At 29.9% G+C, this 15,306-nt stretch carries 13 protein-coding genes, 1 tRNA gene and 1 other RNA gene; 4 read left to right on the top strand and 11 right to left on the bottom strand.

Annotated elements, in window-relative coordinates:
- Window positions 1-482: 482 nt before the first annotated feature.
- From RR561_RS04495 to polA, 4 genes are all read right to left on the bottom strand, one after another.
- Window positions 483-701, bottom strand: coding sequence for a heavy-metal-associated domain-containing protein (locus RR561_RS04495; RefSeq protein WP_332506315.1), 219 nt, complete (start codon window positions 699-701; stop codon window positions 483-485).
- 263 nt (window positions 702-964) lie between these two features.
- A complete protein-coding gene (locus RR561_RS04490) occupies window positions 965-1,516 on the bottom strand; it encodes a lytic transglycosylase domain-containing protein (protein WP_332506314.1) in 552 nt (183 codons plus the stop codon).
- A gap of 1 nt (window position 1,517) precedes the next feature.
- Window positions 1,518-2,123: a dephospho-CoA kinase gene (coaE, locus tag RR561_RS04485; protein ID WP_332506312.1), complete on the bottom strand. Its 606-nt coding sequence runs from the start codon at window positions 2,121-2,123 to the stop codon at window positions 1,518-1,520.
- Window positions 2,124-2,330: 207 nt separating this feature from the next.
- Window positions 2,331-5,012: a DNA polymerase I gene (gene polA, locus RR561_RS04480; protein WP_442952299.1), complete on the bottom strand. Its 2,682-nt coding sequence runs from the start codon at window positions 5,010-5,012 to the stop codon at window positions 2,331-2,333.
- A 379-nt stretch (window positions 5,013-5,391) separates the two neighbouring features.
- Here polA and RR561_RS04475 point away from each other — a divergent pair.
- Both RR561_RS04475 and RR561_RS04470 read left to right on the top strand, forming a co-directional pair.
- A tRNA-Leu gene (locus RR561_RS04475) sits at window positions 5,392-5,475 on the top strand.
- 202 nt (window positions 5,476-5,677) lie between these two features.
- Complete coding sequence (locus RR561_RS04470) at window positions 5,678-6,604, top strand: selenium metabolism-associated LysR family transcriptional regulator (protein WP_332506308.1); 927 nt, start codon at window positions 5,678-5,680, stop codon at window positions 6,602-6,604.
- Between the two features lie 208 nt (window positions 6,605-6,812).
- Here the strand turns inward: RR561_RS04470 and RR561_RS04465 are convergent, their stop codons facing one another.
- The 4 genes from RR561_RS04465 to RR561_RS04450 all read right to left on the bottom strand — a co-directional run bounded on the left by RR561_RS04465 (window position 6,813) and on the right by RR561_RS04450 (window position 10,120).
- Window positions 6,813-7,058 (bottom strand): DUF896 domain-containing protein, encoded by a 246-nt coding sequence (locus RR561_RS04465; protein ID WP_332506307.1) that lies wholly within the window; start codon window positions 7,056-7,058, stop codon window positions 6,813-6,815.
- Between the two features lie 141 nt (window positions 7,059-7,199).
- Entirely contained in the window at window positions 7,200-8,627 is a 1,428-nt protein-coding gene (gene pdxR, locus RR561_RS04460; protein WP_332506305.1) for a MocR-like pyridoxine biosynthesis transcription factor PdxR, read from the bottom strand.
- A gap of 91 nt (window positions 8,628-8,718) precedes the next feature.
- Window positions 8,719-8,908: non-coding RNA, 6S RNA (gene ssrS / locus RR561_RS04455), on the bottom strand.
- Between the two features lie 189 nt (window positions 8,909-9,097).
- Window positions 9,098-10,120 carry a LacI family DNA-binding transcriptional regulator gene (locus RR561_RS04450; protein ID WP_332506303.1) on the bottom strand — a complete coding sequence of 341 codons (1,023 nt, stop codon included), beginning with the start codon at window positions 10,118-10,120 and terminating at the stop codon, window positions 9,098-9,100.
- Between the two features lie 346 nt (window positions 10,121-10,466).
- Between RR561_RS04450 and acpP the strand changes: the two genes are divergently transcribed.
- A complete protein-coding gene (gene acpP, locus RR561_RS04445) occupies window positions 10,467-10,694 on the top strand; it encodes an acyl carrier protein (RefSeq protein ID WP_332506302.1) in 228 nt (75 codons plus the stop codon).
- Window positions 10,695-10,792: 98 nt separating this feature from the next.
- On the opposite strand, the gene RR561_RS04440 is transcribed toward acpP, so the two are convergent.
- Together RR561_RS04440 and RR561_RS04435 are read right to left on the bottom strand one after the other, a co-directional pair.
- The gene (locus tag RR561_RS04440) at window positions 10,793-11,803 is read right to left on the bottom strand and encodes a nucleoid-associated protein (RefSeq protein ID WP_332506300.1); all 1,011 of its coding nucleotides are present in this window, start codon (window positions 11,801-11,803) and stop codon (window positions 10,793-10,795) included.
- Window positions 11,793-12,713: an RluA family pseudouridine synthase gene (locus tag RR561_RS04435; RefSeq protein ID WP_332506298.1), complete on the bottom strand. Its 921-nt coding sequence runs from the start codon at window positions 12,711-12,713 to the stop codon at window positions 11,793-11,795. Before RR561_RS04435 ends, RR561_RS04440 begins: the two co-directional genes overlap by 11 nt.
- A gap of 227 nt (window positions 12,714-12,940) precedes the next feature.
- Between RR561_RS04435 and RR561_RS04430 the strand changes: the two genes are divergently transcribed.
- Window positions 12,941-13,789 (top strand): NAD(+)/NADH kinase, encoded by an 849-nt coding sequence (locus tag RR561_RS04430; RefSeq protein ID WP_332506297.1) that lies wholly within the window; start codon window positions 12,941-12,943, stop codon window positions 13,787-13,789.
- Window positions 13,790-13,831: 42 nt separating this feature from the next.
- Here the strand turns inward: RR561_RS04430 and RR561_RS04425 are convergent, their stop codons facing one another.
- Window positions 13,832-15,163, bottom strand: coding sequence for an HlyC/CorC family transporter (locus tag RR561_RS04425; protein WP_332506295.1), 1,332 nt, complete (start codon window positions 15,161-15,163; stop codon window positions 13,832-13,834).
- Window positions 15,164-15,306 lie beyond the last annotated feature (143 nt).

Here is a 15,306-nt window from a genome sequence, read left to right as displayed (position 1 = left end):
TTAACTCAAAATTTATATCACATTCTTATAATACATCATTTGATTACAGTTTGTAAAGCTTTTTTTTGAAAAAATGTCATTTTTCATCATATTTTTGTAACTTTTATACCCCGTTTTGTAACCTTTGACCTTTCTCTAAGCCTTACTTCTGTTACTTTTTTGTAACTTTATTGTTTTTAGCTAAATTTATTTATTATTATCACTTAAATTTTTACTGTAAATCTATTTTTTTACTATATATCTACTCTTCAAGATTTTTTACAGTTTACTTTCTTAATTTTTTTTCTTATCCATTCTTTTACTTATCATGAATTTTTGCTTATCTAATAAAAACACGGTTGTTACTTTTTATGTAACAACCGTGTAACTTTTACTATTATACTATTTTTTATAGCAATCAATCAATAGTTTTATAATAATTTTTACGACTTTTATAATTCTATCATAAAATTATCTCCATCTATTATACTATTTTACTAACTCTATATCGTTTTTACTTCCTTTAATTCAAAGCCTAACTCTTCGACAGCATCCTTAAGAACTTTATCTTCTATATTATTGTCTACGTTTATGTCTGCGTATCCTCCATCCAGATTAATATCTATTACTTCAACACCATCAATATCTTCTGTAAGTACAGCATTTAATCCCTTAACGCAATTTGCACAGTGCATTCCTTCTATTACTAGTCTCTTTTTCATTACAACATCTCCTTTAATTAAAATAGAATTTTAAAATCAGTATTAACTAGACTTTACATCAATAGTTATTGATAACCACTACCATTAGTTTAACACATTGTAAAACTTTATTCATCCTTTTATTATAAAAATATAGTTATATTTATTAAAGCTAATATATTATCTATTATTATGTATTTAAAAGGCTTACATACAGTTTTTAAATGTTTTTTCTACATTTATATTCTATTGTAATGTATACCCCAAAATTAAGCATATATAGTCTATCTATCGTACAACTCTTTATACTTTCTATAATTTCTAAGAACTTTTTCAGTATACTGAGATGTTTCTTTAAAAGGAATACTTTTCAAAGACTTTCCGTCATTACTGTATTTAGATGATTTCAACCATTTTCTAACATTCCCTGAACCACCATTATAAGCACTTATAACCAAATGCAAATCTCCATCAAACTCTTTTTCAAGTCTACTTAAATACCATGTACCTATCATAATATTTGTTTTTGGATCATGTATATCTACCTCTTCTTTGATTTTTAGTTCTTTTGCGGCCCAAGAAGCTGTCACATCTGTTATTTGCATCAAGCCTGAGGCACCTTTTCTAGATACAGCATCTGGATTAAATTTACTTTCCGTTTTGATTACGCTGTACACAAGGTATTTATCCACATCATATTTTTCTGAGTAATACTCTACATAATTTGAATATTTCACAGGATAAAACCTTCTCTCGATACTTTCATAGTTTACGCACAACACAACAATCAATAATAAAATTGAAATCAGAGTGACCTTATTGCGTATTTTTTTCAAGCTATATTCCTCCGCCTTCTATCATCCATGCTCTAATTTTAAGCATAAGTTTTATAACATTATCCTTTAAATCTTCCCTAGTGTAAGAATTATCTATTATATAATCTGCAAGTTTCATCTTTTTTTCCTGACTCATTTGACTGTTAATTCTTTTCATAGCCTCATCTTCAGATATATTGTCTCTCAACATTATCCTTTTTAGTTGCTCTTCGCCATTACAGTAGACTACAATGACCTTATCCACTATATCCTCAAAGCCTGCCTCGTAAAGTAACGCTGCGTCGACTACAGCCACTTCATTTCTTTCTTCATATTCAGATAATCTATCTTCTATTATACATTTAATTTTTTTATGAGTTATTTGATTTAATCTTTTTAGTTTGTCTTCATTAGAGAAAACTAGTTGACCTAATTTCTTTCTATTTATTTCTCCGTCAACTATTGCCTCAGAAAAGAACTCTCTCATCTCCATCATAACGTCATCATTTTTATATATCTCTCTAGATATCAAATCTGCATCTATTATATGAATGCCACGTTTTTCCAGTTCTCTAGAAACGCTACTCTTTCCACAAGCTATATTACCTGTCAAACCTATCTTCAACACTCTTTTATCCCCGCCTACCTTACTTTTTATTTTATTCCAATAGCAAAGCCATCTTTGAAAGCAGAGTAAGAATGTTTTAATCATCTAATCAAACAACTTTTAACACAAAGCTTTTTAAAAATGGCTACACTAATTATAGAATACATCTATTATTATATCAAATTTTCCTCACAATTTTTAGTGATTTTTCTATTATTTATCAATTATTTATTTTGTTTCATACCAAGATCGACCTACATTCAAATCGACATCTAAATTAACCTTCAAGTTGACTGCATTTTCCATTTCTGATCTTAATAATTCACTTACTCTATCTATCTCAGCTTCACTGGCTTCAACTATCAACTCATCATGTACCTGAAGAATCAGTTTGGATTCTAGTTCTTCTTCTTTTAATCTATTATAGACATTTACCATAGCTATCTTTATAATATCGGCAGCACTTCCCTGTATAGGAGCATTCATAGCAGCTCTCTTGCCTCTATTTTTGTCTATAAAGTTACTGGATTTAATTTCTGGTATATATCTTCTTCTATTAAACATAGTCGTTGAATATCCTTTTTCTTCTGCAGAAGAAACTATATGATCCATAAATCCTTTTATTCTTCCATACTTTGCAAAATAGCTAGCTATATAATCTTTTGCCTTTTTCTGTGATATACCTAAGTCTTTTGCTAGTCCAAAATCACTTTTTCCATAAATAATCCCAAAGTTTACAGCCTTGGCAGCACTTCTAAGCTCTGGTGTTACATCTTCAAAATCCACTCCAAATACTTGTGAAGCAGTCTTTCTATGTATATCCTCACCACTTTCAAATGCCTCTATCATATGTTCATCTTCACTCATGTGAGCCAATACTCTTAATTCTACCTGAGAATAATCGGCATCTACTAGTTTTTTACCTGGTTCAGATATAAACACCTTTCTGATCTGTCTACCCATAGAAGTTCTCACAGGTATATTTTGCATATTCGGATCCGTTGATGATATTCTTCCCGTAGTTGCTATTGTTTGGTTAAATGAAGAGTGTATTCTTCCATCTATAGGATTTACTAGTGTTCTTATTCCGTCTATATAGGTAGACTTTAACTTCACAACTGTTCTATATTCTGTTATTAAGTCAATTATAGGATGTTTATCTCTTAGCTTTTCTAGGACCTCTGCATTTGTAGAATATCCTGTCTTTGTTTTTTTAATTACTGGAAGTTCTAATTTTTCAAATAAAATCACTCCCAATTGTTTAGGTGAGTTAACATTAAATTCTTCCCCAGAATACTCAAATACCTTCTTTTCAGTAGTTTGTATAATTTCGTCAAATTCTTTACCCAAACTATCAACTATGTCTGTATCTGTATATATCCCAGCATATTCCATATCTCCAAGGACTTCCACCAAAGGCATCTCTACATCATAGAAAAGCATCTCCATGTCATCTTCTTTGATTATATCCTTCATCTTGTCTACAACATTTACCACAGTACTCATCATTCCTGCTGCATACTGATTTAGCTTCTCTACTTCCACCTCTGGATAATCAATAGCTTTTGCGCCCTTACCTAAAAGTTCTTCTTTTGAAGTGACTTTCTTATATAGATATTTATTTGCTATTATATCAAAGTTATATGACGTTGAAGATTTTGAATCTATAATATACTCAGCAATAGATATATCAAAGGCCATAGTATTTAATTCGATTCCGTATGGTCTAAGGGCTAGATAGTCTTGCTTTAGCTCATAACCTATCTTATCTATATCAGCATCTTCCAATATATCTTTTAAGCCTAAAATATTATCTCCATCTAGATAATAAATTGTTTTTGCATCTACTGATAGATACATTTTATATATATTTTTTTCCAATATATTACCCGATCTCGAAAAAGTCTTTATACATAATCTATTATTATCTTTTACACTTTTTATAAATTCATCAAGATTTTCAAGCTTCTTAACCTCAGTATTTTCCTCTTTTATGTCTTCACTTGATAGTTCACTCACTCTAGATATAAGACTATTAAACTTTAATTCTTGAAATTCTTTTATTATATCTGAAAGTTCAAAATCCCCAAACTTCATACTATCAAGATTATAATCTAAAGGAATATCTCTCACTATTGTTGCTAGTTCTTTACTCATTATAGCTTCTTGCTGATTTTCTTCAACCTTTTTCTTCTGAGCTCCCTTTAGCTGGTCTATATTATCCAAAACACCTTCTACACTTCCATATTTTGTCAAAAGTTTTATACCTGTTTTTTCTCCAATTCCAGGTATTCCAGGTATATTGTCTGATTTATCTCCCATTAGACCCTTAAGATCTATAAATTGATCAGGAGTAAGTCCATAGCGCTCTATTACTCCTTCTGTATTATACTCTTCTACATCCGCTATTCCTTTTTTAGTAATCAATACAGTTGTATCATCAGATGCAAGCTGAATAGCATCCTTGTCACCAGTTACAACATATACCTTATATCCACTCTTTTGTGCATCTAAAGATAGTGTCCCTAGTATATCGTCAGCTTCATATCCTTCTATTTCTTTTCTATCTATATTCATCTTATCCAAAACATTCTTCAAAGGCTGCATCTGCATTGCAAGTTCTGATGGCATCTTTTTTCTGCCCGCCTTGTATTCATCATATGCCTTATGTCTAAAAGTTGGTGCCTTTAAATCAAAAGCTACTGATATATGAGTTGGCTTATAATCTTTTATCATCTTAAACATCATTGTCAAAAATCCATAAATAGCATTAGTTTGAAGCCCATCACCATTGTCCATAGGTGGAAGTGCAAAAAACGCTCTATTTATAATAGAATTCCCATCAATTAATAATAATGTTTTATTTTCTTTATCGCTCATATTTTTCCTCATTTCTATAGTTTTTGTCATTTTTTCAATACACAGGTAAAATAGTCTTCACTTATATATTAGTGCTATTTAAAATATTACCCCATAGCACTGACTTTATTCTTAATTAGATCCTATAAATGTCTATTATAACCCGTAAAAGTATTTAAATTTCATCATTTTATTCAATGTAAGGTTGCTTTTTATATGCTCACTTGTATCTTTATGTTAAAATTACTTAAATCTATCAACTTGATTATACCACAAATAATACTCATTGAATTTTTAAATTATTTTTTAATTTTCATCTTGTTTTTTTAAAAAAAGTATGGTATTATATTACATGTACTTAGAAGTACTTAATTTTTTAGTGTTTTCCGCTGTTTTATAAATTAATTTTATAAAATACACAATTAAATGAGCCGCTATGGCGGAATTGGCAGACGCACAGGATTCAAAATCCTGCGGTAGCAATATCGTGCCGGTTCGACCCCGGCTAGCGGCATTATTACCAAAGCCATAAGGGAAGAGTTCTTTCTTTATGGCTTTTGTTCTGTATAATTATAAATTTTACAAAAATAGACTTTCAAAAATGTCTAATATTTAGTATTATTTATAGATATAGAAAAAATCTATTATACAAATTTTATTTATCTATGGATATATAGTATAATTGTACTATAATATAATTTTATGGAGGTATACTGATGGATATAAAACAACTAGAAGTTTTCGTTGCTGTTGCTAAACATAAGAGTTTCTCAAAGGCAGCTAGAGAACTTTTTCTAACGCAACCAACTGTTAGTTCACACATTCAAAACTTGGAAAGTGAAATGCAAACAGTGTTGTTAAATAGAAATAATAAAACAATAACTCTTACAGACTCAGGTAAAATTCTTTACAACCACGCAATTGTTATCTTAAATGATTGTAAAAAAGCAGTCTATGACATCAAGGAATATTCAGGAAAAATTGAGGGAAGTCTAAATATTGTCTGTAGTTCTATCCCTGAAACATATATATTCCCAAAGTTTTTAAGTAACTTCTGTGATAGGTACCCGAATATAACATTTACAATTAATCATTGTAATTCAAACTTAGTTATACCTGAAATTTTGAGCGAAAGAGTTACTTTTGGTATTGTAGGTTCAAAGCTTAAGCATCCTCATATTGAGTATTCTGATTTTATCAATGATGAGTTGATACTTATATGCCCAAATGAGTGTGAACTCGATGTTGATGAAGATAGATATATTGCCATAGAAGACCTAAAAAAACTCACTTTTATTATGAGAAAAGAAGGTTCTGGAACTAGAAACGTTATAGTAAAGACTTTAAATGCAAGCCCAGTGACTTTTTCAAGTCTCAAGGTTAGGGCTAATGTAGAATCAAATGATGCCATCATTCAAATGGTAAGAGAAGGACTTGGCTGCTCATTTGTATCTCAAATATCTGTACAAGATATGATTGATAGGAACGAACTAAAGGGATATAGAATAAAGGGATATAAGTTTGATAGAAACTTCTATTTTCTATTCTCGAAAAAAAAGGTGTTCACTCCGACGGAGAAAAAGTTTCTGGAGTTCTTTGAAGAGTTCTATGAAATAAGTATTGATGGAGATTCATCTTTATAGATTAAAATAAAGTTTTACAGTTAGAAATTTAATTATATTTTAAACAATAATTTTATTTTTTTAATAATAATTAGTATATAGACTTTCTAATCACACTTTAAAACAAGTATAAACAAATAAAATCAAGCCACATTATGCATAAATAGTATTTAAAATACTGTTTCATACACCATGTGGCTTTTTAAATCTTACTATAATTTAATTCTTCCTAAACTTCTACAGTCTCTTCAATCTCTACTGTTATTTCTTCTTCCTCTATTACTTCATCAGGGTGAACAACTTTTATATTGCTTAACTGTTGTCTAAATCCTGATCTAAAATTTTCTAAGAATTCTTTTCTTAGAATACCTCTTTCTTTTTCTTCACTTGATGTAAGCTTTCTTTCCTTGGCAAATTTCGCCAACTCATTAATTCTTGCCAATTTATCTTTATCGAATTCATTTATCATATCCATAGTTTTACCTCCTAAACTCCGTCTTCCGAACTACATTATACTACAGCTTTTTGTTTTTTGCTATATATATTTTATTTTTTCTTTATATGCTTATTTTTATATATTTTTAATATCACATTTATCAAAATCAATATTTATACTCTACTGTAAATCCGAATTACTTTTTATTGGGATTTTATTAAATTTCCTATAGAAATCATCTAGATTGTCAGCTATGATATCCACAGCATCCTTTATTCTTTCTACTGATTCTCTCGCTATATTTATTCTAAAAAATCTATCATCTATTTCATTGTCAAAATAAATGGACCCTGGTTGGAGAACCACTCTTTTCTCTAACATAAAATCCACAAAATCCCTAGAAAAATATCCTCTACTTAATTCAATGAAGAAATTAATTCCTCCATCTGTTTTTATCACCTTGAGCCTCTGTCCTAATCTTTTATTAATATATGAATAACACTCAATAAATTTTTTAGTATATATCTTTTCGACTACAGAAATATGTTTTTTCCAATCAAATTTGTCCATATAATAGTACAATGATTTCTGAATTAAAGTCGATGTTGATATATCTGAATTGTACTTTGACAGCATCGCTCTGTTCATAAGTTCAGTAGGTATATCCATTACTCCTACTCTTAGTCCTGGCATCAATATTTTCGAGAAACTCTTAATGTATATTACTCTATTATATTTATCATAGCTTTTCAATGTTTTATTGTTTGTTGCCAAAAATTTAAAGTCACTTATAAAATCATCCTCTAGAATATAAAACTCATACTCCTCTGCCAGTTCTATTAATTTCTTTTTCTTGCTCTCTGAATATGTTATACCTGTTGGGTTTTGAAAATTTGGCATCACATAGATCATTTTCGGTCTTATTTTATCCAATTTCATCTTTAACACACCGATATCTATTCCATCTTCTAGCATCGGTATGGGAACTAATTTTGAACCTCTGCTTTTTAGCACATCTATAGCTCCTGCGTATGTTGGTTCTTCAATAAAAACAATGTCAGAATAGTTTATTAGTGTTTTTGCCACTATATCTATTCCTTGTTGTGCACCAGATATCACCATCAAGTTATCTGATGTCGTATTGATGTCAAAATTTTTCAAATATCTTACCATTACTTCTTTCAGCTCTGTTATGCCATTTCCTTCATCATAATTAAATATGCTCGCATCATCTTCTTCAAGAGCCATATTTATTGCCTTTTTAAAATCAGTTATAGGAAATATCTCTGGTGATGGATTTCCACTATCAAGCCTATAAAACTGATCATCTTCATCGATATCTCTTTTAGAATATCCATTACTTTTGCTAGATATAAAAGTTCCACTTCCCACCCTTTTATTCACATATCCATCTGATTCTAACAGCTCGTATGCCTTTACTACTGTTACATTATTTACATCCAAAAAACTTGCTAATTTTCTTATCGGTGGTAATTTATCATTTGAATTTAGCTTGCCTTCTAGTATCATTGATTTTATATTATTATATACTTGTATATATTTACACTCCTTACCAGAAAACCTCACCTTATAATCATCAAATTCCATAAATATCCCCCTTTATTAATCTATTACATATACTATAACATGATTAGCCAAATATTACACAAAAATAAAAGTGCTGCCATATGGCAACACCTTTACTCCCAAAACACCGTAGGCTAATTAAATTCACACCCGAGAATCACCCAGGTGGGTGACCCGCCATATATTTTCCGAATTCCCAAATGCAATATTCAGGCTTTTCTTACTCGCATATGAACGTTGTCTCCCGTATTACAAATGTAGGTTGAACTTACATATAACCATGTCGTATGTTCTAGCTATATATACATTATATACCAAAACACAATTTTTTTAAAGTTTTTTTGTATTTTATTTTCCTAATAATGTTTTTTTATTTTGAAATTCATATCATCAACTATAAATAAACTTAATTTTATTTCTTTTTTTAAGTTTATCTTTAATAAACTTAATTTTTATATAAAGGTTCTTTTATATAATTTATAAGTATATTTTTATTCATTTCTATCAAGAACACTTTCTCTGTCAACTATTCTGTATGGAAGCTCCACTTTCCTTTCTCCAATATCCTGACCTTGAATAACCTTTATAATCATTCTTATCGCAACTGCTCCCATATCAAATAATGGTTGGTAAACAGTAGTTAATTTTGGTCTATATATCTTGGCAAACTTAACATCATTAAATCCTGCAACAGATATATCTTCTGGAACCTTATACCCCATATCAAAGCATGCATTTATTGCTCCTATAGCAGCCTCATCACTAGTAGCAAATATTGCATCAGGCTTTGACCCTTCATTTAACAACTCTTTTGCCGTAGCATAGCCATCATTGTATGTAGCACCACATGACTTAACAAGCTTCTCATCATATTCTATATTATTTTCGCTAAGAGCTTCTTTATATCCCTGTAATCTTGCATCTGCAAGGTTAGATATATGATAATTCGTTCTAAGTAGTGATATTCTTTCATGTCCTTTATCTATTAAAAATTGTGTCATATCCCTAGTAGCAGGTGCATTTTGAGTAGAAACATTGTATATGTCAAAGTCTCTAGTTGTCTTACTAATATAAACTGCTGGTATCCCACTGTTTTCTAGTACATTTACTATTTCTTGGTCAATATCCCAGCAAATCATTACTATTCCTTCTACCTGCTTTGCTCTTAATAAATTTATATTTTTTATTTCCAATTCTCTTTCTGAGTATGTGTTAGCAAGAAGTATATCATAGTTATACATCTTAGATATTTCTTCTATACCATTTAATACCTCTGCTGAAAATGTATCTGTTACTTCTGGCACAATGACACCGATTAACTGACTCTTTTTAGTTACCAAGCTTCTTGCTAATGGGTTTGGTACATATCCTGTTTCTTTAATAACGTCTAGAACACGCTGTTTTACTTCATTTGTAACAGGTTTAGAGTCATTTATTACTCTCGATACTGTAGATATTGAAACGCCAGCTTTTTTCGCAACATCTTTAATTGTGGTTGGTTTCTTAGTTACCATTTTATAATCTTTGCCTCCTTTTTGTAGTTTGTAAAACTAATATAGTTAATTATATATAATATCTTATCCTTGTACAACACTTTCCAGATCGTTGTATTTCCAATTAATATTAATTAAATTTAGCTGTATCTATTTTCCTCTTATTTTCATTATATACTATTCCTAAAAATAAATATAGTTTTTTTGAGTATTTTTTGTTGAAAAAAAGCCAGTAATATATTAAGATACTGTTATAAAGTGTTATTTACTTAAATATGTCAACTACCCACCGCCAATATTTTTATAATAGGTGGGCTTAAGTAATTAGTTGCCTAGACTAAATAAATTTATCGGGGAGGTAATCTAAATGTTTGAAAAAATCAAAGAAATCATCGTTGATAAGCTAAATATAGATGATGATAGCTTTATCACTTTGGACACTGATTTAATGGAAGATTTAAATGCCGATTCTCTTGATGCTGTTGAAATAATAATGGACATCGAAGACGAGTTTGACATTACAGTTGAAGAAGATGATGTAGAACAGATCAGAACTATTGCTGATATCATTAATTACATTGAAGAAAACAACTAAAATCGCAAAAAGGGACATAATCTATGTCCCTTTTTAAATTCAAAATATTTCTTTATATAACACAAAATATTTTATGCTATAAGATATATAATTTAAAGTTACTTTTCTTCATAAAATTCTACATTCTTAATAGTAATATCTACGCTTCCATCACTATTTTGTCTTATAGAATATTTCATAGGATCTTCAAAATCTTCCAATAATCCTTTTACGTCAAAACCAGTGTTTGTTTGTATACGTCTTCTTTTCAATTTTTTCTCAACCCAAGTCTTATCTATTGGAAACTCTCCAGTAATCTCTTTGTCTTCCAATAATTCTTTATAGCTCTCTTTTCTTTCATCATCAACTATACACTCATCTACAAATTTATCTATATCCACGCTGTTATCTTCTTTAAGAACATAGTTCATCATGCTTCTAACATCCTCAGCATCTTTTACATTATTTCCATATGCGTTGGTAATCCAGTTGTCAGTAACATTTTTAAATGATTTTGTAAGGAATTTTTCGTCTCTTACTTTTTCTACCTTTAAAAACTCTGTGACGAAGCTAGAGTCAGTTTCACTTTTTTCAGCAGCTTTATCCAAAACATTTAAATGCCATTCATCATTTACACCACTCACGCCTACCAAAGCAGCATGCACAATCTTTTGTGATGATTGAATTGCTATATCATTAGCTATCATTTGAATTGATACCTTTTCATTTTCATCATCATAACCTATCTCATGAGTGTATAGCTTTTTGTAGTCAAGCTTTATAATAGCTACACCCTTTTGATCCTTATTCGTATAAAGTACCACAGCCAAATCACAAGAATCTAGCTCTGCATTTATTTTCATAGCTTCAAATAAAAAGCCTGCAATACCTTGAGAACTCACGACGAATGAGTTTTCATCGTACAATATATGATCACAACAAACTCTTATTTCATTTTCATTATAATCATTAAATTTTGCTTTTCTTAAATCATCATCTCTCAACACTCTTCTAATGATTTTTTGATAAAAAGCATCTATCTCAGGTGAAATAGCATTTTCTGTGTCATTTAATACTGGAAAATCAGAATTTTTATCCAATACATGAATTATTACTTTATTAATAATCAATACTTTTTCCTCCCAATTTCTCTATTAATTCTTTCATATCTTCTGGTAATTTACTTTCAATTTCAATCCTACTTTTTATTCTAGGTTGATTTAGACCTATCTTACAAGCGTGTAGAGCCTGTCTAGCTATCAAACTATCATCAACTCTTCCATATAGTTCATCACCTATGATACCATGGCCTATATGGGCTAGATGAACTCTTATTTGATGTGTTCTTCCTGTTTCCAATCTCAATTTTACAACAGTAGAATTATCCATTCTTTCCAATACCTGATAGTGAGTTACCGATCTTTGTCCTCTAGGGTCTACACATCTAAGAATCGAGTTCTCTTCAGATATCATAAGTGGCTCATCTATAGTTGCAAAATCATCTTCGACTACTCCATCAACTACTGCAATATATTCCTTATTCATCAGATCATCACTCATATCCTTTGATAGCCTATGGTGTGCATATGCATTTTTGGCCAACACAACAATACCAGATGTATTCATATCCAGTCTATTCACAAATCTAACCTTGTATTTTTCATTTGATTTTTCGATATAATTTATTACATGATTTGCAAGTGTTCCTCTGTAATGGCTCTTGGTAGGATGAACAACCATATGAGCTGGCTTATCCATAATCAATATATCAAAGTCTTCATACAATACTCCTACACCTAAGTCTTCAGATACAAAATCACTTGTCTCTTCCTCAATAGGAATTTCTATAATATCACCGCTACTCACCATACAAGATGGTTTTCTAAATTCACCATTTACAAATATTCTTTTTTCTCTTTTCATTTTAGATATTGACCTTGTTGAAAACTCCAACTCATTTAACAAAAAATCTTTTAACTTGATTTCTTCTTCAACACCTATTACAAACTTATTCCATAACTGTTTTTCTTCAATAAACACAATATTTCCATCCTTAATTAAGTATTTATTTTTACCTATACCTTGCTATTATACCATAAATAGCTTCTTTTCCGTAATTATTTATTAGCTTTAAATTTTCCTCAATATTGTCCATAATAAAATAATATGTTTTTTTTATATCAGATTTCATTTTATTGTTTATTTTTGTACGGTTAGTTGTTATCATATACTTATAGTATTTATGAAAGAAGGTTGAAAAATATATTATGAAAAAAAATATTACTATTAGATCTAATCAGCTAGATATATCACTAAAAATTAAAAAGATAATTACAAAAAAATTCTCAGAATATGGATATGATATTAGCGAAGAGTTCACAGACAAAACTTCTTTAGTAATATCTATTGGAGGAGATGGCTCTTTTTTAAGGGCTGCTAGAGAACTAGACTTCCCTGATGTGCCTTTTTTCTGTATTAATACAGGTCACTTAGGATTTTTTGCCGAGATATTGCCAGATGAAAAAGAAATTGATTATTTCATAGATAGTTATGTAAATAATGATTTTGAAATCAATGAACTTCCTTTATTGGAGATAGATATCACAAATAAGGTTCACTCTGTTAGGGATTATGCCATTAACGAATTGGTAGTCAGAGGAAATAGATCGAGAACTGCACATTTAAAGCTTTTTGTAAACGGAAACTTTATGGAAACTTTTAGTGGTGATGGACTTATACTTTCAACATCAACTGGTTCCACAGCATATAACTATTCAGCTGGAGGAAGTATTGTTGACAACCGTTTAAAAATCATGCAAATTACTCCTATCTCCCCTATCAGTACCAATGCCTTTAGAAGTTTTACTTCTAGTATTATATTACCTGCTGAAGACAGTGAGATCAGCTTGAATCCTGAATACAAATTTGATAATTCTATACTGATTGTAATAGATGGAGAAGAGAAAAAGTTCCAAAATATTACAAGCATTAAATCTAGACAAGCAAATAAAAGGATTAAGTTGTTAAGACTTAGAGACTATGAGTTTTGGAACAGAGTTTATATGAAGTTTCTTAAAACATATGACTATAAAGAAAACGAAAGAAAAAATTTTTAATCAGCAAATAAAAAAACCAGATGCATACGCATCTGGTTTTTATTAGTCGCTATCTTTATTACTTTCTTTTTCTTTATATTCCTTAAATGATATTTCATCATCACATTTTTCTACGTCTTCTACCATCATTCTAATTGCGCCAATTCTATTTTTATCAAGAGATAATACTTTGACTGTAATAAAACCGTTCAATTCTATTTCTTCACCTTCGATTGGAAGTCTATTTAGATATCCTATAATGTATCCACCTATTGAATCAAACTCACCTGATTCAATATCTTCATGTAGATATTCATTTACATCACTGATTTTTGTACTACCATCAACAATATATTCATTATTTGAAATTTTTACTATTTCATCTTCATGTTCATCATATTCGTCTTCAATATCTCCAACTAATACTTCAACTAAATCCTCTATTGTCAAAAGTCCAGAAGTACCACCGTATTCATCTAACACTATAGCTATCTGAGTCTTTGCAAGCTTCATTTCTTCTAATAATTGAGAAATCTTCTTAAATTCATATGTAAAAAATACATCACGCATATAATCTTCTACCTTAAAAGTTTCTTCCTCTTCGTCAGTTAAAAATATTATATCCTTAATATTTAGTATTCCTACTATATCGTCAATGTTTCCTCTGTATACTGGAAATCTACTCATTTTTTCTTCTTTAAATAGACTTAATAATTCATCATAGTCTGCATCAGCGCTCACTGTAACCATGTCTATTCTCTGAATCATAGCATTTTCTGCCTTCATATCTCCAAACTCAAATACATTGTCAATGATTGCCTTTTCTTCTTGTTCCAACACACCTTCTTCGTGGCTGAAATTCACCATAGCTTTTAATTCTTCTTCTGTAACAAGTGACTTCGGATCGTCGTCTTTGATTCCCAATATTTTAAATATCAATGTGGTCATTAGATTTATCAGAAATACTAATGGAGCAAATATTGTAATAGACAGACTCAATGTTTTTGCAACGGCTAAAGAAACTCCTTCTTTATTGTTTGAAGCAAGAGTCTTTGGCGTAACCTCACCAAATACCAATATCAAAACTGTCATTATAGCTGTAGCCCAAGCTACTCCTCGGCTTCCAAATAATCCCACCATTACAGATGTAGATATAGATGTAGCTGCTATATTTACTATATTATTTACTACCAAGACTGTACTTAAAAGTTTTTTAGGCTCAGAAATTAATTTTTCTAATACATTCGCACCCTTAACGCCCTCTTCCTTTAAATGTCTTACTCTTACCTTACTAATCGATGTCAACGCTGTCTCAGATGCTGAGAAAAAAGCCGATATTGAAAGCAAAACTATCAAAATAACTACCTGAATCCACAAACCTCCAGAATCCAACAAAAACCACTCTCCCATATTCAAAATTATTTTATCTTAAAATTTTAGACAACTTAAAACTCACCTATAAGTTTTCTGTCTTAAATTAAAAATACAAATTAATTAAAACTTGTATATACATATAATAAAAAAGCCTTTCTTGTGCA

The organism is Peptostreptococcus sp. (genome assembly GCF_036639115.1).
Classification (GTDB): domain Bacteria; phylum Bacillota; class Clostridia; order Peptostreptococcales; family Peptostreptococcaceae; genus Peptostreptococcus.
Note: the sequence above shows the minus strand (reverse complement) of the source record. Positions and strands in the feature narration are given on the sequence as shown.